This window comes from Veillonella sp. 20925_1_51 (genome assembly GCF_041431445.1).
Classification (GTDB): Bacteria; Bacillota; Negativicutes; order Veillonellales; family Veillonellaceae; genus Veillonella; species Veillonella nakazawae.
This window is the reverse complement of sequence record NZ_JAPVXT010000004.1, coordinates 1-24,606: the sequence shown is the minus strand read 5'-3', so window position 1 is coordinate 24,606 and position 24,606 is coordinate 1. Positions and strand designations below refer to the sequence as shown.

The following is a 24,606-nucleotide window of genomic DNA, read 5'->3' as shown; positions in this document are numbered from 1 at the left end:
ACCTGAGTGCCCCGAAAAAGTCATATCTATTTTGAATGGGTTGTCATAACTATAAGTTACGTTAGACTAATTTTTAGTACGTTTTGTAATAAGTAGAGCCAAAATAATGCCCAAAGAAGATGTTACCAATTGAGGCCAACTAGATACAAATAACATAGTATTTACAATCTTCGGTGGGAATTGGAATAGGGAAAAGAACAAGGAATATCCTCCAAAGAGAACACCTGCTTTTACCAAGGCCGCCACGATAATAAGCAATACTTTCGGTTTATGTTGTAACCAGTGCGCTACGAATACATAGGCTGTCGTGCCAAGGGCGGTAATCAAAATAAACGGTGGCAACGGCAACATGCCTTGTAAATGTGCTACTACTGGTGCAATCCAAGCAATAACAAGACCATTTTTCCAACCATAGCGCCATGTGGCGAGTACAAATGTAGCAGATGTAATAGAACCGATGAGGAACATACTCACCTGATTAGGAATAAATGGAAAAATGAGACGCAAACTTTGCGCCAATAAGGCTACGGCCAACAATAGACCTGTGCCCGTAATAGACTTTGTAGACATAAGAACCTCCTACTATACGATATAGATTTCACAAGAGGTACCCACCTCATATTTCAAATTAAGCCTCTACAAAATATAGACGCGCTCGATCATATACCCAATTATACACATACGTATAACCTAAGATAACCAATGTCATCGTTATATCCGTCATAAAAGCCATCCAAAAGCTCATCTGCATCATGTACATAATAATTGGCACCGTTGCAATCATAAATAAGCCTTCAAATAACACAGCATGAACCGTACGAATGATTGGGCCTCGCGCTAATCGATCACCTGGTACTAGTTTATCAAAAATCCAGTTAAACACAAAATTCCAAACCATAGCTAGTAAGGAAAAAATAACCATTAATACAAAAGGCTGTCCCTCATGAGGAACAAACTGCATTACCAAACAACCAATTAAAATACAACCAAGCTCATACAAAATCGACTGTACCACACGCTCTGAAGCAGACATAACAAACACCTCCATCAGAAACTAGACAAGAAATTCACTATCACTCTACTATTATATTTATTTTTTTAGATTTGTCGAGTTTTGTGGAGCTTTGCCATTTCCAGATATAAAGAAAGCCCCTCGTAGTGTTCTGTAAGCTCGACTTGCGCACCTGAAGTGAGTTTTGCCATTTTAAGATAGAAAAAGCCGCCATATGTCTGTCCAGCGACTTGCGTTTCCGGTAGTGAGTATTGTTATTTCAGGATAAAAAGAAGCCGCATTGTATCTTCTAAGCGACTTGCGTCAGAATGGAGCGCAAGGAGATACAATGCGGCGGAGCACTTTATCCTAAAAGTGGCATTACGAACTCAATCCATGGAATCCCCACCACGATAAAGATCGCGAGGTAGATAATCCCAAAGATAGCGCCCAATTTCCAGAATTCAGGGCCTTTGTTATAGCCACTAGCAAACCAGATTGGGCTATGACCAGTACCATATGGTGTAAGGATACCCATAATCCCCATCGGTACTAACAGAATCAACATAACTTGCGCTGGATCAACGCCAGGAATTTGAAGAATTAGAGTAGCAAACAAGCCTACCATAGCTGTTACATAAGCAGTGCCAGAAGCAAAGAAGTAACGAAGTAAGCAGAATGCTAATAACAAACCAAGAACTGCCATTGTAGGATCTAAAGAAACCAAAGAACCACCAGCAGATTTAGCAAGCCAGTCTAAGAAGCCTACATTTTTAAGGCCAGAAGCCATAGGTACGAGTGTAGCAAACCAAGTCAAAACATTCCATGCTGGTTTGTTAGCAAGGAAGTCTTGCCATGTCATAATCTTAGTGAAAATCATCAAGATAATAACAATTAAAGCCGTTGTAGTTGGGTTTACTTTGAATGTAGAAGCACCAATCCACAATACAAGAGCCAATACAGAAATCAAGGCCATGAAGATTTCACTACGTGTCATAGAACCTAATTTCTTGTATTCATCTTTTGCCCATGCTGCAATTTCAGGAGAACCTTTTACCTCTGGTTTGCAGAATACATACGTTAACAATGGAGTGATGATAAACAAGATGAGACCTACTGGCAAGAATGCAAGGAACCATGTGCCCCAGTTAGCAGCTACGATACCAGATTTAGCAGACAATTCTAGAGCCAATGGGTTTGGCGCTGCACCAGTCAAGAAAATAGAGCTAGATACACATGTAGTTGCCAACGCTACCCAGTTCAAATAGGAACCAATTTTACGAGGGTTCTTATCTGGATAGGAATCGAACATTGGGCAAATACTAGATACGATTGGATAAATCGTACCACCGGAACGAGCCGCATTACTTGGAATGAATGGAGCCAACACAAGGTCAGTAATAGCAATGGCATAACCAAGACCTAAAGAGGACTTACCAAGCTTTGCTACCAAGAACAAGGCAATACGACGGCCAAGACCAGAGTTTTCATAACCAATACCGATCATGAAAGCTGCAAAGATCAACCATACGATGGCATTAGAGAAACCACTAAGGCCCCAACTGATAGCTTGTGCATCAGTAATCGCCTTTGCTACACCAGTTGCTTTATCTACAACAGGGGCAGGACCTACTTTAAACAACATAGATACGGTAACTGCAATGATACCGATAAAAGCTGGTGGCATTGGTTCTAAAATCAAACCTACCACGAGGCCAGCGAAAATACTTACGTAAATCCAAGAATTTGCGCTAAGGCCTTCAGGAGCACCGATGAGCCATACAAGAATAGCTACTACAAGCGGTGCGAATAATTTCCAATTCAACTTCATTAGAAACTCTCCTTACTACTTCAAAACAAAAATTACAAAAAAATGCTTATTTAGTATATCAAAAATTTTAATAAGATGATATAAACTTAATCATAACACTTATTAATTGATAATAAACTTTTAGTAATAAATTTCATCCTACTCGTAGTAGAAAACGGTACCATTGTGGAACAAGGAACACATCACGAACTAATCGAACGCGGTGGTCACTATAAAGAACTCTATGAAAACTATGCGGCAGGTATGACCGTATAAGGAAGTCTACCAAAGGTAACCAACCTACTTGCAGTAGATACTAATGAGCTCAAATTATTCCCGACAAACAAAGAACCCCTAATGAGTAAAAACTTATTAGGGGTTCTTTTATATTTCTATATTCTATTCACCTTTTGGTACGAACCATAGGCCGTTGTTATTTTTTTCCATGTAGTCTTTGAATTCTTGAGAGTGGTAAGCAGCTACAATATCTTTTGCCCATTGAGCATCTTTGTTTTTCTCGTTAACTACGACTTGTAACAACCATTGTGGCAATACATCTTCATTTGCTAATGCAGATTTAGGATCAATTTTTGCATTATAGATGATAGCACCGGTAATAACAATATAGTCAAAATCAGTACGTACAGAAGGAATTGTAAGGGATTTCATTTCTGTAAATTTAAGATGTTTAGGGTTTTCAATTATATCAGCTTGTGTTACTGTTGCTAAATCTTTATTTGGATCAAGTTTAATCCAACCGATTTTTTGCAACAACGCATAGGCACGTGCCATGTTAGATGCATCATTTGGTACCGCAATAGTATCACCATCTGCCACTTGGTCTAAAGATGTTTTGGAACCGCTAAAGATACCTGCTGGTACAGTTGGAATTGGAGTCAACGCTACAAGATGACCATTTTGCTTTTCGTTAAAGTTTTTCATATATGCTGTATGTTGTTCAACGTTGAAATCTACTTCACCATCGCTCAACACTTGGTCCGCTTGTACCAAGTCAGACATATCTACACCTTTAAAGGTATAGCCTTGTTTTTCCAAAATTGGTTTAACACCTTTTTCAAATAGTTCAGAGTAAGGGCCCTGAGATTTACTATAGGATAATTCCTTTTTAGCACCATTATCGCTATTATTGGAACCGCAGCCTGCGATAAAAGCTACGCTAAATACTAATGCCGCACCAAGGGCAAGAAGTTTTTTAAATTTCATAGTACATCCTCCTATGCTTTCACAATCAATATAACCAAAATCTATTTCATCAAACTAGGAACGACGCGCACGACGTGCAAAGTAGTTACCTATTGTTTGAATAATTTGAACAAAAATAATCAAAATAACAACGGTAAATAGCATCAATGGGAAGTTCAACCGTTCATAACCATAGGTGAGGGCCAAATCACCTACACCACCTGCACCAATGGCACCAGCCATAGCAGTAGCACCGATTAGACCAATCGTACCAGTCGTAATAGATAAGATAAGTGAACCCTTTGCCTCTGGTAAAAGGAAATGCCAAATCACTTCAAAATGGGAGGCCCCCATCGATTGTGCAGCCTCGATAATGCCTTTATTAACCTCTAAAATAGAGTTTTCAAAGAGTCGAGCAAGATAAGGCGCAATAAATATAACAAGCGGTACGATGGCCGCCGTTGTACCAACCCGAGTGCCAACAATCATCTTAGTCAACGGTAAGATAAACACCATCAAGATGATAAATGGGACGGAACGCACAATATTAACAATTGTATTTGTAATGGTGTAAACAATGCTATTTTTAACAATACCATTCGGATTTGTTACCACCAGTGTCACTGCGATAATCAGCCCTAGTACGGTACCAATGAATAGAGATAGGAACACCATGTATAATGTTTGTTCTGCAGCTAGTAATAACTGTGAACCTGGAACACCAAGTTCTTGCATGAAGAAGTCCATTATAGTGTCACCTCCTGCCATTCAATACCTTGTGTCACAAGATACTCTTTCACCTTGCCCACCTCAAGATCGTCGCCAATAAACTGAACAATAAAAATACCAAGTACTGTATGCTCTAGCTCTGTTACGGTAGCGAATAATACACTCGTTTCCAAATTAAAGGTTTTATTAATATGATATAGAACATTATCGGTCGTATTATTTCCTAAAAAGTGCATCTTAAGAATTGTATATGGCCTTTTATCACAAGCCAAGGTATGTTTCACTGTTGATGGAATTTCATCAGGAATTACAGTACGTACAAATCGTTTAGTTGTTTCATGTTTAGGTTTACTAAACACCTCAAGTACGGAGCCGCTCTCTATAAGCTTTCCATGTTCCATAACCACAACGCGATTACAAATTTTTTGAATTACATCAATCTCATGAGTTACGATAACAACTGTTACCCCAAGTTCACGATTAACGCGCTCTAATAATTGAAGAATAGACTCTGTTGTATCTGGATCAAGAGCACTTGTCGCTTCATCGCATAAAAGAATCGATGGATCTGTAGCTAACGCACGGGCAATACCAACGCGCTGCTTTTGACCACCTGATAATTCGCCTGGATATGCATTTGCTTTATCGCCTAAATCAACAAAGTCTAATAAGGTTTTAACCTTTTTATCAATGTCGGATTTTGGCACCTTATTAAGAATTAGCGGGATAGCCACATTATCATACACAGATTTAGCATTCAACAAATTAAACTGTTGAAAAACCATGCCGATGCGCTTACGAACCTTTCTAAGCTCATTAAAACTTAAACCATTGATATTCACACCATCTATTTCAACATGACCAGAGGTAGGTACCTCTAAGGCATTAATCATGCGAAGCAGTGTAGATTTACCAGCTCCACTAAAGCCAATAATGCCAAATATATCGCCTTTTTCTATGGTAAAGTTTACATCAGATAATGCAGTAACCTTTTGCTTATTAACGTCAAACTCTTTCGTTACATTTCGTATAGCAATCACTGTACCACCTCTTTCCCTACACATTAGTAGGAATTAACATCTTTCTAAAACATATCTTTAAGGTATGTTTTAATTGTATACTTAGATTACTACAATTTATAATGACTGTCAAACACAAAAAGAACCTCAACAAAAATGTTGAGGTTCTTTTCGTATCTATATACTTTTATTTAAGATTAAAACAGGTCCTTTACATCAAAGCCATCATCTATATCGATTAAATAAGAACAATGATCCTAGTATAATGGGCGCTCCAATATAGAGTCCCATATTAGGATATTCTCCTAATAAAAAGGCGGCTACTACGGCTGCCACGATTGGCGAGATATACATAAAATTGGTTACATCTGAAACTTTTTCAGCATGTTCAAAGGCATAGCTCCAGAATACGAATCCTAATGCACTGGAAAAGAATGCTAGGTATACCATAGCAAGCTTTGCAGTAATTGGTGCAGCTCCAATCATTTCAATAGCATGATCTGCAAAAGGTAGTGCCATAATGGCACCTGTAAACATGGACCACATGGCGATAGTAATGGAGTTATAACCTTTCAGGCTAAGGCCACGATTGAGGATGTTATAAATCGCAAACAGTATCATACCCAACAACGTCCATATTGCGCCCATAGGAATTGTAAGAGTAGAATTCCAAAGAATAATAATAGCTACACCTATAAATGCAGTGATAGTGAAGATCCATCCGACGGGACGTATTCTATCTTTATACACCACTAACGCTAAAAGTGCTGTCGTCATGGGCGTTAAAGCCATAATAATACTTGACGTAGCTGCTGGGATTGTGCGAAGTCCTTCATTAAAAACAACTTGATAAAGGAAGTTCCCTGTAGCCCCCAACAAAATATATATGCCCCACTCACGCCAAGATGTAGGTATATGTAATCCCTTAAATACACCAATAATTAGCATGAGTATAGCACCACCTACAACCCTTGCTACCGAGAGTGTCAATGCATCTACTGATTGCAATGCTACTTTACCAAAAGGAAACGCCGTAGCCCAAACGGCAATGGTGGCAGATGCCCCTAAAATGGCTTTCATACGATTTGTCATTAGCATCTACCTTTCTACGTAATTCCATAATCAATACTATCTAAATATTACCATAATAAGCCCCTACAATTCCAAGAAGATACATCACAACATATCGAACACTCTCTATTTATTGATATAAATTTTCATTATTTAAAGATAATATAATAATTGATTCTTCAAAACCCAAACTCAAATAAATCAAGTAATTAGTTATACTTTCAATGTATTTATATAGTGTTTTCAATATTATTAAATTACAAATAACATCCATTCTTACGAAAATCGCATAGTATGTATTGAAAATATATATCATTTAAAATTTGTTAAATCAGGACAAACATTGTACACTATAGGCATAGAAATCTATAGTTATATCCTTTTATGGAGGTGCAAAATGCAACATACTGCATGGAAAGATTTTAACACAGGTGTGTGGGATAAAGCCGTTGATGTACGCGACTTTATTCAAAGAAACTATATTCCCTATGAAGGGGACGATTCCTTCCTTGCTGGTCCTACAGAAAGAACGACAAAATTATGGGATCAAGTAATGAAGCTTTACGAGGAAGAACGTGAAAAAGGCGGCATGCTCGATGCCGATACTTCCGTGGCCACACACATTACTGCCCATGCGCCAGGATATATCGACAAAGACCTCGAAACAATCGTTGGTTTGCAAACTGATAAACCACTAAAACGCGCTATGTTCCCTTATGGTGGCTTGCGTACAGCAAAATCTGCTATTGAAGAATACGGCTTCAAAATGGATCCGCAAACAGAAGACTTCTTCAAAAAGCACCGTAAAACTCACAATGATGGCGTATTTGATGTATATACACCTGAAATGCGTGCCGCTCGTACAGCTCATATCGTAACTGGTTTGCCTGATGCTTACAGCCGTGGCCGTATCATTGGCGACTATCGCCGTATCGCGTTGTATGGTATTGATTACCTCATCGAAGATAAAAAAGAACAATTCAGTATCACAATGGGCGATATGCTTGAAGATGTAATTCGCGATCGCGAAGAAATCCAAGAACAAATTCGGTCCTTGAAAGAATTGAAAGAAATGGCCGCATCTTATGGTTACGACATTTCTGGACCAGCTAAAGACGTTAAAGAAGCTATGCAATGGATTTACTTCGGTTACCTTGGCGCTATTAAAGAGCAAAACGGTGCTGCTATGTCCATCGGTCGTAACTCTACATTCCTAGACATCTACGCAGAACGTGACCTTCGCGACGGTACATATACAGAAGAACAAATTCAAGAGTTCGTAGATCACTTCATCATGAAATTGCGCATGGTTCGCTTCGCACGTATCCATGAATACAATAACTTGTTCACAGGTGACCCTGTTTGGACTACTGAATCTATCGGTGGTATGGGTACTGACGGCCGCACATTAGTTTCCAAAATGTCCTTCCGTTACCTACATACATTGACTAACCTTGGTCCTGCTCCAGAACCAAACCTCACTGTATTGTGGTCTCCTCGCATGCCAATCGGCTTCCGCCGCTTCTGTGCGAAATTGTCCATCGAAACATCTTCCATCCAATACGAAAACGACGACTTAATGCGTCCTAACTCTGGTGATGACTACGCTATTGCATGCTGCGTATCTCCAATGCGTATTGGTAAAGAAATGCAATTCTTCGGCGCTCGTTCCAACTTGGCTAAATGCTTGCTTTATGCAATCAATGGCGGCGTTGACGAAAAATTAAAGAAGCAAATTGGTCCTAAATACCGCCCTATCACTTCCGAATACTTAGAATTCGACGAAGTATGGGAAAAATTCGACGACATGATGGAATGGTTGGCAGGCGTATACGTAAACGCATTGAACATCATTCACTACATGCACGACAAATATGCTTATGAAAAACTAGAAATGGCATTGCATGACCGCAAAGTAACTCGTTGGTTTGCAACTGGTATTGCTGGTTTATCCGTAGTAGCTGACTCCTTGTCTGCTATTAAATATGCTAAGGTAAAACCTATTCGCGACGAAAACGGCATTGCTGTTGATTTCGAAATCGAAGGTGACTTCCCTAAATATGGTAACGATGACGATCGTGTAGATAGCTTGGCAGCAAAAGTTGTTTCCACATTTATGAACAAGATTCGTAAACATCCTACATACCGTCAATCCGTTCCAACTATGAGCTTGTTAACAATTACTTCCAACGTAGTATATGGTACTGCAACAGGTTCCACTCCAGATGGCCGTAAAGCTGGTGAAGCTTTCGCTCCTGGTGCTAACCCAATGCATGGTCGTGATACTCACGGTGCTATTTCTTCGTTGGCATCCGTAGCAAAAATGCCATGGCGTGATAGCTCCGATGGTATTTCCAATACCTTCTCTATCATTCCTGACGCATTAGGTAAATCTGGTGAAACATTTGTGTCCGTTAGCGATTTTGATATTGAGTTAGATCCATCTCAATTGCCTAACTCCAATACAAACTTCGCGTGTAGCGAACCGAATGTTACTATAAAGGAAGATAATTAACGTCTTCCATAGTATCGGACTGCTTTCACCGGCACCGATACGAGTGTTAGTCTTGGTTGAAAGGAGGCAATACCCATGAGCAACCAACAACAAGTTGATAACTTGGTAGAGTTATTGGATGGCTACTCCCAAAAAGGCGGTCATCATTTGAACGTTAACGTGTTCACTCGTGAAACATTGTTAGACGCTCAAAAACATCCTGAGTTGTACCCTCAATTAACTGTTCGTGTATCTGGTTACGCAGTGCACTTCAGCAAATTGACAAAACAACAACAGGACGAAGTTATTTCCCGTACATTCCATCAACAAATCTAATCGAGGTTTCCTATGACAGGACGTATTCATTCGGTTGAAACGATGGGTACGGTTGATGGTCCAGGCATGCGCATGGTGGTTTTTCTCCAAGGATGCCCCATGCGTTGTGCTTATTGCCACAATCCCGACACATGGAATGAAAGTAGCGATGATGTTAAATTTATGACTGTTGAGGAATTGTGGGACCAGTACGAACGTAACCGCCAATTCTATGCTAATGGTGGTATCACCGTCACAGGTGGGGAAGCTCTAATGCAAATCGACTTTGTTACTGAGCTGTTCACATATTTCCGTGAAAGAAACGTCCATACCTGTTTAGATACAAGTGGAATTTGTTTTGATCCCCACCAAGAGGTGCCCTACCGTAAATTACTCAGTGTCACTAGTCTCGTCATCCTAGACCTTAAAGAAATCGATCCTGATAAACATCTGTGGTTAACAGGAAAATCGTTAGAGCCTATTCTCGGCTTTGCTCGATTGACGGCAGATGTAGAAGTTCCTATTTGGGTTCGTCACGTTGTGGTTCCAACAATCACAGATAATGCAGATCATCACTATCGTCTAGGCTTTTTCCTAGGATCTCTGAAAAACTTACAAGCCGTTGATTGCTTACCATATCACGTTATGGGTACTGCTAAATATAAGGAGTTAGGTCTCACCTATCGCCTAGAGGGCATACCGGCCGCAACAAAAGATTTAGCGGCCAAAGCGACAAGAACCGTGGTGGAAGGCATCAAGGCCTATCGACGCCATTGGTGGAGTCCCATCAAAACACAACATCAATCATAATCAAGTTTGAGGATAACTACCTCCCTTGATATATATACATATATATACCAAGACTTGATCTATGATAGCCCTAAAAACAATAGAGCCGCCCCCACACAACCGGGGACGGCTCTTATTGTATTTATAGACTATTTTAATATCTATAATTGGTACACTATTTTCACTACTATCAGTGCAGTGTTCAATTTGATATTCGATTTGTTCTAATATCTATTTTATTTAGATACTACGTTAATAGGTTCACCTTTAAAGAAGGCTTGTACATTGTCACGAATGATGCCTACCAAGCGTTGGCGTGTTTCGAGACCTTTCCAGCCCATATGAGGTGTAAGGATAACATTATCTAATGTATATAGAGGGCTATCCTCTGCTGGCGGTTCTACCTCTTGTACATCAAGACCGGCACCTGCAATACGTTTAGCTGCTAATGCTTCACAAAGGTCGGCTTCATTAATAAGAGGACCACGACCTGTATTGACAATAACAGCATTTGGCTTCATCTTAGCAATGGTTTCTTTATTAATCATGTGCTTAGTTTGGTCATTCAATGGGCAATGCAATGTAATATAATCACTATTTTCTAGTAATTCATCAAGGCTTACATAACGAATGCCGTCGCCATCAGCCTTTGGTGTACGCGTATGGATTAAGATATTCATACCAAGTGCTTTAGCTACTTTGATCACTTCCATACCAATGTGGCCAGCACCAACAACACCTAATGTTTTACCATTCACTTCTGTGTGGCTCACTTGCAAATATTTTGTAAAGTTGCTGCGATCACCTTTAGCGAGCATACCGATTTGTTGTTGCATTGTAGATGCAAAATTGAGGATCATCATGATTACCGTATGCGCTACACGCTCTGTGCTATACGCTGGAATGTTGCACACAGTGATGCCTCTTTCCTTTGCTGCATTAAGGTCGATATTATTATATCCTGTACCCGCTTCTACGATGAGTTTTACAGTATCTGGGAATTGTGAAAGCAAATCAGCTCCTACGGGTAATTCTTTTGTAACTACAACGCGAGCACCTTGGATACGCTCAATAAGCTCTTCATTTGTACTATTATCATAGACCTGTACATCATTAGATAAAATAGAAAAATCTAATGCATGGTCATAATTCATTTTACCTGCGTTTACCACTACCACACGTTCGCTCATGAGAACCTCCTACATAGCTATTAAATTTTATAGAGTATACATAATGCCCAAATCTAGGGGTACATACACCTATTAAGGAAAATACTTCTACATAAATTATACTATTATTTATATGAATTTATACTATTAATATCACAGAGAACTATATTAATTAGTATACTTTCACGTTTATTGTATATAATATATGTATAAAAATCATAAAAATAGAATTTCTGTATAAAACTTTCACAAAAGTATTGTGTAATTCCCTAAAAGTTATACAATTATATTAATGTTATATAGAATTGAGGAATACCATGAGACCTACCTATTTGACCATAAATACAAGTCTCGTTCGCGAGAATTTGCGTAAAATTAAAGATAGTTTACCGGAATGGAGCACATCCACCGCTGTTATCAAGGCCAATGGCTATGGCCACGGCAGTGTTATGATGGGCCGTATTGCCGTTGAGGAAGGTTATGAATCCTTAGCCGTTGCCATTCCTGAAGAGTCAGTTCCACTTCGCAACGCAGGGATTATGGTACCAATTTATCTACTTGGTCTCACAAGACCTCAGTCCTTTGAGCTTGTAGCAGACACAAATTCCATTCCCGCTGTATGCGAATCTACCGATTTAGAAGCGCTTGACAAGGTAGCAGAAAATCACGATATGATCATTCGCGTTGCGATTGCCGTTGATACAGGCATGCATCGTATTGGTATCAAGCCTGAAGATGCTGTGGAATTTATCAAACGCGTTGAATCCTATGAAAATCTTGAAGTAGACGGTTTCTTTTCTCATATGAGTAACGCCGATGCGGCGGATCAAAGCCACGCTCATGGGCAGGCGCAAAAGTTCCATAAAATGGTCGATGAAATTCGTGCATTTAGACCTGATGCGGACTATCGCTTCTCCCTTGCCAATAGTGCTGGGTTGTTATCCGTAAAAGATAGCTTGTTCACCGATGCCCGTCCTGGTATTATTCAGTATGGCATTATGCCATCCCTTGATGTACCAAATCGATTAGGATTAAAACCAGTCCTCTCCTTCCATAGCGAAGTAGTTCATGTACAGCGACTAGAAGCAGGTGAAGGTATCGGTTATGGTTCTACCTATGTAACACCTGAACCAATGACGATTGCTACCATTCCTGTAGGCTATGCAGATGGATATCCTCGTAGCTTATCCAACCGCGGTACAGTCCTCATTCATGGCACACGTTGTCCTGTAGTGGGTCGCATCTGTATGGACCAATTCATGGTGGCCGTTCCAGATACGATTACTGTACAACCAGGTGACAAGGTTGTGCTCCTAGGTTCTCAAGGTCATGAAAGCATCTCTGCACTCGAGATTGCTGCTCTTGCATCTACAATTCCTTATGAAATCTTTTGTGGTTTCTCAGAACGCGTGCCTCGACAATACATATAAAAGGCTAACTATTGTTACTAATAGTAAATACTCCATATACCAAAAGCGCAGATATACATTGTATCTGCGCTTTTCCAATTTCTGCTACGGATTTTTCTTATATGGTACATTTTTATATTGAATGGACATAGAAAAAGCCCGTAATACATGCAGCGGTCTACATGTATTACGGGCTTTCCTGCTCTCCTATACCTAGCGTACTGTAAAGCAGTTACGTTCTTATTGTGAGAGAGAGTATTATATACCAAGTATATAATCTTATGATTGGGAGGGAACCACAATGCATAAGGGGCCCTCTGAACGACAGACGGCATAGGAGAGAGTCAATGTTTGTCTATCCAATCCAGAGGGCTGCGTGTGTGTAATTGTTTATTGTGTGTGTAAGTGTATTGTGTATGTGTGTTGTGTATGTGTGTAAGTGTGTATAGTATTATGTGTTTAGTGTTCGTGTATTAAAGGGGTTTGCTTTACAGTAGGATAGGCTTAGGATTAGCTTATTTTACGGCCATACCTGTTTTAGCATCCAATGCAATGGATACAGGTTTGTTTTGTGCATCATGGAACTCTACAGTATATATAGGTTTACCATTTTGGTTCACTACAGACCAAGAGTTAATACCAGTTGCTACATTGCCAGTTTGTGCGAAGGCTGCATTGATCGCCACATGTGGAGGTAACACAGTACCAGCATCAATAGCACTAGCTTCCATGGATGCATCATATGCTTTAGGAGTACCTTCAGTTACATTACCAGTTGCCACATCTAGAGTCATGGAATGGGCACCACTAGCATTGAAACCGTCTACTTCATAAATAGCAGTTTTGTCGGCAGCTTTGAAGGATACTTTAGTAATCTTAGAGTCGCCATATTTATTTTCAAATTGATCGATTAAATAATTCGCACCAATTACGAAAATACTATTTTGATCGACTACGCCTGCTTGCTTACTTGTTGTGCTAGGTTGTGATTTTCCACTTTTAGAGTTTTTTTTTCCTCTTTAGTAGTTTCTTTTTTGTCAGCTTTTTTATCTGCTTTTACTTCTTTAGTTTCTTTTACAGCTTTATCAGCTTTAACTGCTTTGTCAGCTTTTACTTTAGGCGCTTTGTGTGCTTGCGCTTTTTTAGTATTTTTTTCGTCTTTATTAGCTTCTACTTTTTTATCTGCTGCACGTACTACTTTAGCTTCGCTAGGAGCTTTCGCTACCGCTGCAGTTTCAATTGTAGGAGTTGCTGCTGCTGGATTAGCTGCTGCTGGAACTACAGTGTCTTGAGCAACTGGAGCTTTTACATCTTGAGTTGCTGTTGGAACTGGTGTAATATCTTTAGCTGTTGGTGTAGCTGGAGTCACTTCAACTTTAGCTGCTGTAGGTACTACTTTAGCAGCTGGAGTTACTTCTACTTTAGCTACTGTAGGAGCTGCTTCTGTTTTAGCTGCTGGAGTCACTTGAATAGTAGGAACTACTTGATGAGTAGCAGGTTCTGCGACAGGAGCTGCAGTAGCTGCTACCTCTTGAGTTACAGGAACTGGTGTTGCTTGTTCAGCTGCTGTTACTGCTACAGTAGCACCAAATACGCCAGCTACTGCTAAAGCAATACTGCTTTTCAAAATAGATTTTTTCATAATATCCTCCTTGATAATTCATATATATGCAATCTTACGCATATATATTTCAACCAACTCGGTGTCATCGTTATAGTTCCAAAATATATATCTAGCGTGGACTGTAGATATATAATCTGGAAACTCCCGATATATTTGAGTTCTGTCTTTTGACTGGACACATATTATCGATAATCTATGAAATAAAAATGTAGAACTCACCGGTCTAGCTTATTTTGGGGTGAGAATAAAATGAATTTATATGTAATTTCAATGAAATTCTATAGTATTCGATTTACAACTAAGTATTCTATGAATTAACTCCAAAAAGCCATTTTTCCCCTAAATAAAGGAACAGAAGACACTCATTGTAATTCTCATAATGTAAATATCCCCTTTCATGAGCAAATGTTCACAAAAAAACTCCTTAAAACTATCCTTTTCTACAAAAAAAGATAATTTTAAGGAGTTTCATTCTTATATTTAAGATAATAAGCCTTCTACTATTAAGTTATATTTACTAGTCACCATAGTTTAGTCGTCAAATTTAACAGACAACAACGTACCATTCATAGCATCAATGCGTACATTGACCTCTTTGTCGCCTTCTGTACCGAAGCTAACTTTGTATACTATTTTACCTTTATCATATTGTACAGACCACTCATTAAGGCTTGTCGCTTTACCTTGTGTTTGAGCATAAGCAAAGTTAACTACAGCTGCTGGTGGTAAGATTTCACGAGGATCAAAGGATTTTTTCTTTAAGGATTTATGGAAGTCACCTTCACGTTTTTCAAAGATTTGATTTGTTGCATAGATATAAGTGAGCTCATATTTGCCACTTTCATCAAAACCTTCTACATCATATCTAATTTGTCCACCATCCGCATCAAAAGCGATTTCAGTGATAGCTGCATTTGGATGATTTTGAATAAATGCATTCAATAAACCATTTGCACCTACAATCGCTGCATGGTTTCCATCAACGACTGCAATAGTTGGTTCTACTGCTACTAAAGGCGCCGCACTTGCATTTGGCATACCAAACACTGCTGCCAAGGCTAATACAAGGCTACCTTTTATAAATAAGGATTTCATAGGCTCCTCCATCTCTCAAACAGGACCATAGTGTATATATACAATTATACACTAAATCGATACGATTTATTAATCTTTATTTATAATATTAATGCATAGACCACTGCCCTATGATACAATGCACGTAGAATATTTTTTACTACAAGTGAGACCATTATGATTTCAATATATCCTACTATATATCACACATTTCAATGCAAAGCAGATCGATGTGAAAATACATGCTGCCAACTGTGGACCATCGATATTGATGAGACCACTGCTGAACGCTATCATGCCATGACAGGACCTCTTGGTGAAAGTTTACGACAAGCCATCACTGTCGATGACGAAGGTAGCCATTTCGTGTTTTCTAAAGAACAACCTATGTGTCCGTTACTCAATGAAAATGGCCTCTGTAAGGTGGTGCTCGAACTAGGTGAAGAAGGCCTATGCGATACATGTCACATGCATCCGCGATTTTATAAATATATTGAGGACCTCGAGCTATGTGGGGTTGGTTTATCCTGTGAAGCATCGGTAGAACTGCTAGCAGAAGACATGCAGTCTAATCAAGTAATCTTTACTATCGAAGACGATAACGGCGAATTTAGTCCTGATGAACGTTTAACTATTCAGAATATATTTGAACTATTAGCCTTTGATATAGATCCAGCACTATTTCAATATATTCCATCTCCTGACGCACAGTATTATACAAGCCTATTAGATCTATATGGTACAACAGAGCCTATCGATGAAGAATGGACTGCACAAATCAGTGCATTATCTCATGATATAGATAAACTCACTACCTCTGTTCAAACCTATGTTGCCACTCACGATATGAGCCTATTCAACAAGGTATTCCAATACATCTTATATCGTCAAATCGATATGCTAGCAGATTATTCTTTAGAAGCCATCCTTTCCTATGCTAAGGATGGTGTGGAATACATACTTATGACAAGTGCCCTCGAAGGCTCTCCACTTAAACAAGTGTCAAGATGGTCCCAACAAATCGAATACGACGAAGATAATGTAGAACTGCTATTACAACATTATGAAGCAACAAAAAACCTCCTAGTATAAACTAGGAGGTTTTCATATAGTTACGCAAATAGTATGCGCATAATCCAGTTATATAAGAGATTTATAATAAATAATACCACATAAACAGCCCCTACTGTAAGAGGCTCTACTTTCATAAGACGAGATAAAAGCATAACGGCCACATAGATAACGGCACAAACATAGGCTAGTGCTAGAGGAACTAATAGAATCAGCAAAAATGGCGTAATATAAATGCAAATAATAGATACCAAAATTAATGCTAATCCCAGTGCGCCTGTATAGCCTTCCACATAAGCAGTGCCCATTAATACTTGCTTGAAATCAAACTCACGCTCTAAAAGAACGCTCAGTAATTTCCACAGTATAAAGCTACCAACAAACCAATATATACCAAGGCCTAATATCTCTCTCAATATAGAAAATATGCCATATACAGCAGGAATAAAGCCAAATAAAAAACCACCAAAGGTCATGGCCAAAGGTAACAGAACAATACCTAAAGCAAAGCCTAAAATATGAGTGGCACACCAACCGGCAAGGCCAGCTTTAATCCCCTTTTCTAAGGTACCAAACCAGAAGATTTCATCTATTCCCTTCTTCGGTGAACGCACCAGCAGGGATATTTCTCGTAAAAATGTCGTATCCATAACTAACTCCGCTCTCAACTATACTATAAATTTAATTATATCATAAATTCACAGATTTAAATTATATATAATTAATTTTAATATAAATTAAACGATAAAAAAACCACAAGACTTTCATCTTGCGGTTATACTTGATTTTATGTCTTATATTATTTAACTAATGTATGTACAAAGCGGATCCATTGAGGCAATACCGACACTGATAGCAAAGCCACAACAAACATAACAATATATGTTTTAACGATTCCTAGATTAACATAGCGGCGCATGAGTTGAGCCCCAATAAAGACAGCGTAATACTGACTAAACATGGTAACAAGATAGGCCATATCGCCTACATATTTTGGCATAGATACATAGAATAATATAAGACCCACTATATGAACCAATACCAATACTACGGTACGGAGTGCATTCGTATAGGCTAAGCCATAAATATAGTTCCGCATTACTCCCTTATAGGTACCTGTGCCTCCTAACAATATAAGTAATCGCCAGATAACGAAAGCGCCTAGGATAATCTGAAAAATTAAAAACGATGCATTCCCGAAGGCACTCACTATATCAAAATGTGTTAATCCTGTCATCCGTTTTATGCCTAATGCGGGCGATATGGCTTTCACTATCAAAGGCAACACATAAGTCATTACATATAATACAACCGTAGATGTTACGAGATTTAAAATAGCGCGACCATAGGATCCATTTCTAATAATATTTTGAAAGGATTGTTCACTTAATTTCGTGAATAAATGCAATATATCCTTATACCAAGTCATAATGCTCCTTATCTGTTATCGAGTTAATGTATATAGCACTTCGCACAACAAAGCCACTAGAATGGCAAGCAACATAATGCTTAGACCTTCATAAGCACTACCATCAATACAAGCCCCTGCAATACGTCCCATGGTCTGTAGTAACAATACAGTACTAAGAATGCATAATACAATCATACAAAAACCAATAATAGCTTGTAACAGAATTGGTATGGTCGTAAGAATCAACATAATACCTGCCGTGAGAGTGATCATAGCTACTACTAATTGAGCAAAGGCCATCATATGTAAAACCCCAGTGACTACGCCGCGGATATAGAACTTACGTTTTTGTATTATCGCATAGCCTATAACAATGCCAGACACGAGGGCCGCTTTTAAAATTACCCACGCAAACCGACCGATATTCCAAAACTCACGCGGTTTACTTAAGTGTTCAAAAAAGACTTGTATCTCATGTTGACCTACGGGAAGCGCAAACATTTGCCACTTCACTAATAGTGATGAGTTGCGTATCAAAGCACGTATAGCATCTAAATATACACTTTCACCGACGATGGTAAATTGATAGCATATGAGCGTCAATACGAGCATCCAAGCAAGCTGTCCATAGGTAACATCATAGTGGTACATTCGTGGATTTTTTTCTTCAATGGGGTTTAATAAGCGATAAACGAACTCTACTAAACCTGCCATCATACCTCTCACCACCTTTTACTCAACAAGAATAGCACCATTCCATATAGAATGATGCAGCACACAACACAAGATTACGAATTTCTAACAATAATTTTATTTTTAATTCATACTCTGTTCATTATTATAGCACAAAAGCAAGGTATAATCATACCTTGCTTTCATATTTTTCATACTATGTAATTATCTAGATGTAGCAAGCATAACCATGCCTACCAATATGCCAATAAAGGCCACAGGAATTAAAGATGCCAAAATTCCAATACCAAAAGTCGCAAGTCGTCCCTTTTCAATTTGACGTCCCATAAGTGATAAGCTGACCCACAAAAACCAAATAAAAGTGCCTAGATTGACGATTTGGAAAAAATAATTAAATATGGTTAATCCAAGCGTTGATGATGCCTCATAAAAGCCTAATCCCTTTGCTATGATAACCAGCATAATCTCAAGGAGTCCTATCATTATTGATAGAAACTGAGTATATGCACTTTGATACCAACAGATTTTTAAAACAGATTCGTAATTAGTATGGGCCCCAAACTTATTAGCTACCTGACTAAAAATAACAGAATAAATTGCTAAAACAAAAAACGTACCTATCAAACCAAGCGTTAAGGACATTACACCTTGACCAGCAAATCGGCCTATAACACTACCCAGTTTCACTATATGAGCACCAAATACATAAGCCAATAGCAACTCTGTAATAGCAGAAAATACTAAAGTTATCGCAACCATGGCTACCGTTGCAGCAAAACCGCGTTGAATTGTACCAAATTCAACAATCTCTGGAATGCCACGTTTAAAAGGCTCTCTAATCAAAGCCCAAAAATCTAAATACCATTTTCGTTCCATATGTTCCCCTCCAAAACATCTAAAGCACATATTTTTATCATTTTACCATAATATACATTTAAAATAAATATAAATTTATTTTAAATCAAAATTTGATATTGAATAGAAAATAAAAAATTGATAGACACTTAAAAGGCATCTATCAATATTTCAATTACATATGTATTTAAAGAGACATGGACAATATAATACCACCCACACCAAAGATAAAGGATACTATATAAAAGGAAATACCCGTTATCCAAGGGCTCAGGCTAAATTGCTTAGACATTAATTGTGCCATGATAAAGACATTAATGAGTTCTATAGTGCTTAATCCCCCCGACCCACCTCGAATTTGTAAGTTTAATAAGAGATAAATAGGTGCAGCCAAAAGCACAAAAATAAAATGAATCCAACCAGCAATACAAGTATTCAAAAGTAAGTCTGCTACTAGTTGCTTATATGTAACCTGCCCCTTAAAGATCTTGAAAATACCATATAAAATACCAGAAGATGCGAAAACAAATGCTACAATTCCAAGCACATATCCAACGATAGGCACTACCTCAATCTCTACGGGACTTATAATCTCCCAAATAAATGTTTTAAAAAATGGGCTTTTGGAGAAAATTAGCGATAATATATGTAACCCCAAGTCAGTTATGATTGCTGATATAACAGCTAATAATAACATATTCTTAATAGTGATCAAATGCATCCATTTTTCTATATAAGGACCAAACAAACCATTCATAATACTATACCTTATAAATCCTCACTCTTAAATAATTGATAACCTTCAAAATAATAACTATGGTCAAGGCCTTTCATAAATAATTCTCTATTATTGATATCACTTGTAAGCGCCTTAGCTAGGACAGTTTTAATTTCTAAATCATTTACTGGACTTCGTTCCATAGCAGATAAATATTGCTCTTTATCAACTTGACTCCAGTCTATAGTCTTTAGTAATTCTGTACACAGCATATGATCAAGCCATAATCGCATACTCCGCCCATTACCTTCTCTAAAAGGATGGGCTACATTCATTTCTACATATTTTTCTATAATTTCATCAAAGGTAGATTGCGGCATATCTTCAATAGTTTTAACCGCTTCAGCAAGATACATGACAGGAACAAAGCGGAAATTTCCTTTTGCAATATTCACAGTCCGCAATGTACCAGCAAAATCATATATATCTTGAAATAATATAGTATGTATTTTTTGCAAGGTAGTCCACGTACCACTAGGCATATCATTAAGTAAGTTTTTTTCAAACAATGTTGTTGCCGCTTTTTTACTAATTCGTTCTTCTCCTCTAGCCAAAGTGGGAGAATCAGTAATGCCTAATTTATTAGTAATAACCATATTGGACCTCCTTTTTATTTATTTTCATTATATATTATACTATAGGAACAAAAATTATAGTTATTACAACTTTAAATATTACGAGCAATGAATAGAACTAAAAAAGCAGCCCAACAAGGGCTGCTTTTCATTCATCTTATTTCAAAGATGCTGCAATTTTTGTAAGGTTTTCATCCATACGTTCTAAGTATGTTTTATTATCTTCGTTACTTTCGATTGTGTAAATAGTTTCTACCTTAGCACCAACTTCGCTTGCCAAAGTCTTGGATACTTCTGGGCTAGCCATTTCTTCTGCGAAGATAGTAGTGATATTGTTTTCTTTACAATACTTGATGAGTTCTGCCAATTGCGCTGCATTTGGTTCGCCTTCAGCAAATACATCTTCTACACTATTTTGTTCCAAACCAAAGTCACGACATAAGTACGCAAATGCTGCATGACCTGTAACAAAGTTTTTATGAGGCGCTTGTGCAAATTGACCTTCATATTTCTTAATCATTTCATCAAGTTTAGCTACGTAGTCATTGTAATTCTTTTCGTAGTAATCCTTATTAGCTGGGTCGGCTTTTACAAAAGCATCTTTAATATTTTTCACTTCGATTTTTGCATTTTTTAAAGATAACCATGCATGAGGATCTTCCGCACCATGTTCTTTAATTTCTTCAGGATCAGTATTTTTGATAGCTTCTACGCCCTCTGTAGCAACAACAGTGATGAGCTTGCTATTTTTAGCCGCATCAATCGCTTGTTGTGCCCAAGGTTCCATACCGAAACCGTTGTACACGAATACTTGAGCTGTTGCCAATTGTTTCATATTGTCAGGTTTCAACTCGAAATCATGTGGCTCTACGCCATCTGGAATAATAGTAGATACCTCTACCTTGTCACCGCCAATAGCCTTTGCAAATTCAGCCATTGCATTAAAACTTGTTACCACTTGGATCTTCTTACTTGCTTGTTCCTTCGGTGCATCATTGCCACAGCCTGCAAATAGAGCGGCCATCATGATGCCTACAACTAACAAAACCAGTTTTTTGACCATCGTAGTCCTCCTTTTGTTAATCCTGATCGCTATGCATTCATAGAATATTAATCATTCTATAGTTGCAGTTGCGACTCAGTTGCATTTGTAATATAGTTATAGTATAAACTTACTCAAGATTTTGTCAATTAGAAAAGTGGTTTTTATATGTTATCTATTGAACATCTTTATTTTTCCTATCAAGGTCAGCCACCTTATGTGTTGAATGACCTTAACTTACATATTCACAGCGGTGATTATATATCCATCGTTGGGGACAATGGGTCTGGTAAAAGTACCCTTCTACGTCTCATCTTAGGGTTCCTGAAACCTGTGAAAGGCTCTATCAAGCGAGATACAAACAACATTCGCTACGTATCTCAAAAGAATGATTTCTCTCATGCAGGCTTCCCTATTACGGTAAAAGAAATACTTGATTCCTACCGTAAGCTATTAAAAATTAAAGATAAACATGAAGTAGATCGTGTCTTAGAACTCACCAATATGACGGAGTTCAAAGACCGTTTAATTAGCAAACTATCTGGTGGTCAAGCACAGCGTGTATCTATCGCTCGTGCCCTCATCGGTAATCCTGACCTCATCATACTTGATGAACCATCTACTGGTGTTGACCGTAAAAGCCAAGAAGGCATTTACTCACTCCTCTGCGAATTAAATCAAGTTCATCACATTACGATTATCTCGGTGGAACATAACCTTGAAATGGCCTTAGCCAATTCAACTAACATTTACCATATTGCAAATGGTCAAGGTCATCTTTGCTCCCCTGAACAATACGCTAGTGAAATTATGCACAGCACAGGACGCAATCCTATGGATCACGAAAACTGCGTTTGCTTCACAGATGTAACAACTCAGGCTCAGGCTCAGGCTCAGGCTCAGGCTCAGGCTCAGGCTCAGGCTCAGGCTCAGGCTCAGGTCGATGATACTACAACTAAGGAGGTGCACCATGTTTAGTTATGATTTCATGCAAAATGCCTTCTTCGTAGCTATCTGCATTTCTCTATTATGTCCATGTATTGGTATTTTCATGGTACTTCGTCGGTCTAGTATGATTGGCGACACCATGAGCCACGCATCGCTAGCAGGTATTACATTAGGCTTATTAACAAATACGAATCCTATCTTAGGAGCATTTATCTTTACTGCTATTTGCGGTGCCCTTATCGAGTTCTTGCGAAAATATTTTTCTCACCATCTCGATCTGATTCTTACTATTATCTTATCTCTTAGCATCGGTACAGCTATTACCCTTATTAGTTCAGGTAAATTAAAAGCTAACGCCAATGTATTCTTCTTTGGCAGTATCTTAACCGTAAACACTACGGATATGATTAGTATTGCAGCCCTAACAATTCTATCTGTTTTAACCTTATATTTCTTATATAACTCACTTCTTTACATCGCTTATGATGAAGAGGCAGCTCGTGTAGCCGGTGTTAAGGTTGATTTTATCAATTACATCTTTGCCATCTTAATGGCTGCTGCCGTATCCATTTCTATTAAAATCGTTGGTGTTCTCGTATTAAGTGCTATGATTGCCTTACCTGTAGCATCGGCATTACAACTAGAAAAAGGATTTAGAACGACATTACTCTGTTCTATTGGATTTAGTTTGCTAGCCATGATTATCGGCCTCTTCGGATCCTACTATCTCAACATAGCTCCAGGTGGTTTTGTATCGCTAATATCAGTTGCAATTCTACTCGTAGTATTAGTCATTAAAAATATCAGAACCATCCTACGCCGTATGCAATTTAGCAAGTAAACAAAGATAATCATCAATATATAGATAGCTATTCTATTAGCAAAATAAGATGGCTATCCTGTGCAAAATAAATTATCTACTTATACTTGTATAACAAGTTTAGTATTAAAACAGAATCGAAAGAGCGTTATGAATACAACAAGTTGGCCTGAAGGCATAAAAAAAACCAAACAGCGCGAAGCAATTTGGTCCGTATTAACAACTACAGATAAACCTATTACGGCTATGGAAATCGCAGAGCGATTAGGCGATGGCAGCACTACATGGATGTCTACCATTTACCGTACCCTTGAATTATTAGAAACAAAGGAAATTGTTACCCGTACAACACTCATGGGTAGCGATATGGCATATTATGAGATTACCCCTCATACGCACCGTCACTATGCAGTATGTACCAAATGTGGAACCATGATACCGCTCCACACCTGCCCTGTTGTAGAAATGCCACAGGAATTAATTGATGCAGGCTTTACGGTGACGGAGCATCATTTGGAAATTGCAGGAACATGTAAGGATTGTAAGAATAAAGGTTAATAAAAACTCTCTAAATAAATCAAATCATAACCACCCGTAGAACGGGTGGTTTGCTCTGACCCTATAAGGGTCTTTCTCTAGTGGTGGCCCTCTAAAGAGGGCATTGAATGATCTGACAACCACTCTATTACCACTGGCTGCCCCCTACTCGGGGGCTT

26 protein-coding genes are annotated in these 24,606 nt (G+C 38.4%); 8 read left to right on the top strand and 18 right to left on the bottom strand.

Annotation, left to right across the window (positions count from 1 at the left end; genetic code table 11):
- Positions 1–66: 66 nt before the first annotated feature.
- From O3607_RS05440 to O3607_RS05410, 7 genes are all read right to left on the bottom strand, one after another.
- A complete protein-coding gene (locus O3607_RS05440; protein ID WP_009352023.1) occupies positions 67–570 on the bottom strand; it encodes an ECF transporter S component in 504 nt (167 codons plus the stop codon).
- Positions 571–628: 58 nt separating this feature from the next.
- The gene (locus O3607_RS05435) at positions 629–1,033 is read right to left on the bottom strand and encodes a PACE efflux transporter (protein ID WP_371443511.1); all 405 of its coding nucleotides are present in this window, start codon (positions 1,031–1,033) and stop codon (positions 629–631) included.
- Positions 1,034–1,355: 322 nt separating this feature from the next.
- Positions 1,356–2,822: a DASS family sodium-coupled anion symporter gene (locus O3607_RS05430; protein ID WP_105085184.1), complete on the bottom strand. Its 1,467-nt coding sequence runs from the start codon at positions 2,820–2,822 to the stop codon at positions 1,356–1,358.
- A 378-nt stretch (positions 2,823–3,200) separates the two neighbouring features.
- A complete protein-coding gene (locus O3607_RS05425; protein WP_118091042.1) occupies positions 3,201–4,025 on the bottom strand; it encodes a MetQ/NlpA family ABC transporter substrate-binding protein in 825 nt (274 codons plus the stop codon).
- A gap of 54 nt (positions 4,026–4,079) precedes the next feature.
- Entirely contained in the window at positions 4,080–4,751 is a 672-nt protein-coding gene (locus tag O3607_RS05420; RefSeq protein ID WP_005381510.1) for a methionine ABC transporter permease, read from the bottom strand.
- On the bottom strand, positions 4,751–5,773 hold the full coding sequence (locus O3607_RS05415; protein ID WP_371443510.1) for a methionine ABC transporter ATP-binding protein: 1,023 nt from the start codon (positions 5,771–5,773) through the stop codon (positions 4,751–4,753). The genes O3607_RS05420 and O3607_RS05415 overlap by 1 nt, the downstream gene beginning before the upstream one ends.
- A gap of 204 nt (positions 5,774–5,977) precedes the next feature.
- Positions 5,978–6,844, bottom strand: a complete 867-nt coding sequence (locus O3607_RS05410) for a DMT family transporter (protein WP_371443508.1) — start codon at positions 6,842–6,844, stop codon at positions 5,978–5,980.
- 376 nt (positions 6,845–7,220) lie between these two features.
- Here O3607_RS05410 and pflB point away from each other — a divergent pair, with 376 nt between their 5' ends.
- From pflB to pflA, 3 genes are all read left to right on the top strand, one after another.
- Complete coding sequence (pflB, locus tag O3607_RS05405; protein WP_285365265.1) at positions 7,221–9,338, top strand: formate C-acetyltransferase; 2,118 nt, start codon at positions 7,221–7,223, stop codon at positions 9,336–9,338.
- A 75-nt stretch (positions 9,339–9,413) separates the two neighbouring features.
- On the top strand, positions 9,414–9,653 hold the full coding sequence (gene grcA3, locus O3607_RS05400) for an autonomous glycyl radical cofactor GrcA3 (RefSeq protein ID WP_024066082.1): 240 nt from the start codon (positions 9,414–9,416) through the stop codon (positions 9,651–9,653).
- 12 nt (positions 9,654–9,665) lie between these two features.
- Positions 9,666–10,442: a pyruvate formate-lyase-activating protein gene (gene pflA, locus O3607_RS05395; protein ID WP_371443506.1), complete on the top strand. Its 777-nt coding sequence runs from the start codon at positions 9,666–9,668 to the stop codon at positions 10,440–10,442.
- Between the two features lie 215 nt (positions 10,443–10,657).
- Here the strand turns inward: pflA and O3607_RS05390 are convergent, their stop codons facing one another.
- Positions 10,658–11,611: a 2-hydroxyacid dehydrogenase gene (locus tag O3607_RS05390; protein WP_371443505.1), complete on the bottom strand. Its 954-nt coding sequence runs from the start codon at positions 11,609–11,611 to the stop codon at positions 10,658–10,660.
- A gap of 296 nt (positions 11,612–11,907) precedes the next feature.
- On the opposite strand from O3607_RS05390, the gene alr reads away from it, so the two are divergent.
- On the top strand, positions 11,908–13,020 hold the full coding sequence (gene alr, locus O3607_RS05385) for an alanine racemase (RefSeq protein ID WP_371443504.1): 1,113 nt from the start codon (positions 11,908–11,910) through the stop codon (positions 13,018–13,020).
- A 494-nt stretch (positions 13,021–13,514) separates the two neighbouring features.
- Here the strand turns inward: alr and O3607_RS05380 are convergent, their stop codons facing one another.
- From O3607_RS05380 to O3607_RS05370, 3 genes are all read right to left on the bottom strand, one after another.
- The gene (locus tag O3607_RS05380; protein WP_119206988.1) at positions 13,515–13,793 is read right to left on the bottom strand and encodes a PepSY domain-containing protein; all 279 of its coding nucleotides are present in this window, start codon (positions 13,791–13,793) and stop codon (positions 13,515–13,517) included.
- 158 nt (positions 13,794–13,951) lie between these two features.
- Positions 13,952–14,641: a ribonuclease E gene (locus O3607_RS05375; protein ID WP_371443503.1), complete on the bottom strand. Its 690-nt coding sequence runs from the start codon at positions 14,639–14,641 to the stop codon at positions 13,952–13,954.
- A 513-nt stretch (positions 14,642–15,154) separates the two neighbouring features.
- Entirely contained in the window at positions 15,155–15,718 is a 564-nt protein-coding gene (locus tag O3607_RS05370; protein ID WP_314360288.1) for a PepSY domain-containing protein, read from the bottom strand.
- A gap of 156 nt (positions 15,719–15,874) precedes the next feature.
- Between O3607_RS05370 and fliB the strand changes: the two genes are divergently transcribed.
- Positions 15,875–16,789, top strand: a complete 915-nt coding sequence (gene fliB / locus O3607_RS05365; RefSeq protein ID WP_371443502.1) for a flagellin lysine-N-methylase — start codon at positions 15,875–15,877, stop codon at positions 16,787–16,789.
- Positions 16,790–16,809: 20 nt separating this feature from the next.
- Here the strand turns inward: fliB and O3607_RS05360 are convergent, their stop codons facing one another.
- The 7 genes from O3607_RS05360 to O3607_RS05330 all read right to left on the bottom strand — a co-directional run bounded on the left by O3607_RS05360 (position 16,810) and on the right by O3607_RS05330 (position 22,143).
- The gene (locus O3607_RS05360) at positions 16,810–17,418 is read right to left on the bottom strand and encodes a hypothetical protein (protein WP_371443501.1); all 609 of its coding nucleotides are present in this window, start codon (positions 17,416–17,418) and stop codon (positions 16,810–16,812) included.
- A 149-nt stretch (positions 17,419–17,567) separates the two neighbouring features.
- On the bottom strand, positions 17,568–18,197 hold the full coding sequence (locus O3607_RS05355) for a hypothetical protein (protein ID WP_371443500.1): 630 nt from the start codon (positions 18,195–18,197) through the stop codon (positions 17,568–17,570).
- 15 nt (positions 18,198–18,212) lie between these two features.
- On the bottom strand, positions 18,213–18,896 hold the full coding sequence (locus O3607_RS05350) for a hypothetical protein (protein WP_371443499.1): 684 nt from the start codon (positions 18,894–18,896) through the stop codon (positions 18,213–18,215).
- A gap of 180 nt (positions 18,897–19,076) precedes the next feature.
- Positions 19,077–19,748: a hypothetical protein gene (locus tag O3607_RS05345; RefSeq protein WP_156719703.1), complete on the bottom strand. Its 672-nt coding sequence runs from the start codon at positions 19,746–19,748 to the stop codon at positions 19,077–19,079.
- 166 nt (positions 19,749–19,914) lie between these two features.
- A complete protein-coding gene (locus O3607_RS05340) occupies positions 19,915–20,484 on the bottom strand; it encodes a hypothetical protein (protein WP_285365279.1) in 570 nt (189 codons plus the stop codon).
- 11 nt (positions 20,485–20,495) lie between these two features.
- The gene (gene fic / locus O3607_RS05335; RefSeq protein ID WP_371443498.1) at positions 20,496–21,101 is read right to left on the bottom strand and encodes a protein adenylyltransferase Fic; all 606 of its coding nucleotides are present in this window, start codon (positions 21,099–21,101) and stop codon (positions 20,496–20,498) included.
- Between the two features lie 136 nt (positions 21,102–21,237).
- Positions 21,238–22,143 carry a metal ABC transporter substrate-binding protein gene (locus tag O3607_RS05330; protein ID WP_129823615.1) on the bottom strand — a complete coding sequence of 302 codons (906 nt, stop codon included), beginning with the start codon at positions 22,141–22,143 and terminating at the stop codon, positions 21,238–21,240.
- A 147-nt stretch (positions 22,144–22,290) separates the two neighbouring features.
- Between O3607_RS05330 and O3607_RS05325 the strand changes: the two genes are divergently transcribed.
- From O3607_RS05325 to O3607_RS05315, 3 genes are all read left to right on the top strand, one after another.
- Complete coding sequence (locus O3607_RS05325) at positions 22,291–23,100, top strand: metal ABC transporter ATP-binding protein (RefSeq protein WP_371443497.1); 810 nt, start codon at positions 22,291–22,293, stop codon at positions 23,098–23,100.
- Positions 23,093–23,911, top strand: coding sequence for a metal ABC transporter permease (locus O3607_RS05320; protein WP_371443496.1), 819 nt, complete (start codon positions 23,093–23,095; stop codon positions 23,909–23,911). The genes O3607_RS05325 and O3607_RS05320 overlap by 8 nt, the downstream gene beginning before the upstream one ends.
- Before the next feature lie 129 nt (positions 23,912–24,040).
- Positions 24,041–24,448, top strand: a complete 408-nt coding sequence (locus tag O3607_RS05315; RefSeq protein WP_295214648.1) for a Fur family transcriptional regulator — start codon at positions 24,041–24,043, stop codon at positions 24,446–24,448.
- Positions 24,449–24,606: the final 158 nt, after the last annotated feature.

Bases quoted from the DNA above. Each gene is read 5' to 3' on its own strand.
- O3607_RS05440 (WP_009352023.1), bottom strand. From the start codon at position 570: ATGTCTACAAAGTCTATTACGGGCACAGGTCTATTGTTGGCCGTAGCC.
- O3607_RS05435 (WP_371443511.1), bottom strand. From the start codon at position 1,033: ATGTCTGCTTCAGAGCGTGTGGTACAGTCGATTTTGTATGAGCTTGGT.
- O3607_RS05430 (WP_105085184.1), bottom strand. From the start codon at position 2,822: ATGAAGTTGAATTGGAAATTATTCGCACCGCTTGTAGTAGCTATTCTT.
- O3607_RS05425 (WP_118091042.1), bottom strand. From the start codon at position 4,025: ATGAAATTTAAAAAACTTCTTGCCCTTGGTGCGGCATTAGTATTTAGC.
- O3607_RS05420 (WP_005381510.1), bottom strand. From the start codon at position 4,751: ATGGACTTCTTCATGCAAGAACTTGGTGTTCCAGGTTCACAGTTATTA.
- O3607_RS05410 (WP_371443508.1), bottom strand. From the start codon at position 6,844: ATGACAAATCGTATGAAAGCCATTTTAGGGGCATCTGCCACCATTGCC.
- pflB (WP_285365265.1), top strand. From the start codon at position 7,221: ATGCAACATACTGCATGGAAAGATTTTAACACAGGTGTGTGGGATAAA.
- grcA3 (WP_024066082.1), top strand. From the start codon at position 9,414: ATGAGCAACCAACAACAAGTTGATAACTTGGTAGAGTTATTGGATGGC.
- pflA (WP_371443506.1), top strand. From the start codon at position 9,666: ATGACAGGACGTATTCATTCGGTTGAAACGATGGGTACGGTTGATGGT.
- O3607_RS05390 (WP_371443505.1), bottom strand. From the start codon at position 11,611: ATGAGCGAACGTGTGGTAGTGGTAAACGCAGGTAAAATGAATTATGAC.
- alr (WP_371443504.1), top strand. From the start codon at position 11,908: ATGAGACCTACCTATTTGACCATAAATACAAGTCTCGTTCGCGAGAAT.
- O3607_RS05380 (WP_119206988.1), bottom strand. From the start codon at position 13,793: ATGACTCTAGATGTGGCAACTGGTAATGTAACTGAAGGTACTCCTAAA.
- O3607_RS05375 (WP_371443503.1), bottom strand. From the start codon at position 14,641: ATGAAAAAATCTATTTTGAAAAGCAGTATTGCTTTAGCAGTAGCTGGC.
- O3607_RS05370 (WP_314360288.1), bottom strand. From the start codon at position 15,718: ATGAAATCCTTATTTATAAAAGGTAGCCTTGTATTAGCCTTGGCAGCA.
- fliB (WP_371443502.1), top strand. From the start codon at position 15,875: ATGATTTCAATATATCCTACTATATATCACACATTTCAATGCAAAGCA.
- O3607_RS05360 (WP_371443501.1), bottom strand. From the start codon at position 17,418: ATGGATACGACATTTTTACGAGAAATATCCCTGCTGGTGCGTTCACCG.
- O3607_RS05355 (WP_371443500.1), bottom strand. From the start codon at position 18,197: ATGACTTGGTATAAGGATATATTGCATTTATTCACGAAATTAAGTGAA.
- O3607_RS05350 (WP_371443499.1), bottom strand. From the start codon at position 18,896: ATGATGGCAGGTTTAGTAGAGTTCGTTTATCGCTTATTAAACCCCATT.
- O3607_RS05345 (WP_156719703.1), bottom strand. From the start codon at position 19,748: ATGGAACGAAAATGGTATTTAGATTTTTGGGCTTTGATTAGAGAGCCT.
- O3607_RS05340 (WP_285365279.1), bottom strand. From the start codon at position 20,484: ATGAATGGTTTGTTTGGTCCTTATATAGAAAAATGGATGCATTTGATC.
- fic (WP_371443498.1), bottom strand. From the start codon at position 21,101: ATGGTTATTACTAATAAATTAGGCATTACTGATTCTCCCACTTTGGCT.
- O3607_RS05330 (WP_129823615.1), bottom strand. From the start codon at position 22,143: ATGGTCAAAAAACTGGTTTTGTTAGTTGTAGGCATCATGATGGCCGCT.
- O3607_RS05325 (WP_371443497.1), top strand. From the start codon at position 22,291: ATGTTATCTATTGAACATCTTTATTTTTCCTATCAAGGTCAGCCACCT.
- O3607_RS05320 (WP_371443496.1), top strand. From the start codon at position 23,093: ATGTTTAGTTATGATTTCATGCAAAATGCCTTCTTCGTAGCTATCTGC.
- O3607_RS05315 (WP_295214648.1), top strand. From the start codon at position 24,041: ATGAATACAACAAGTTGGCCTGAAGGCATAAAAAAAACCAAACAGCGC.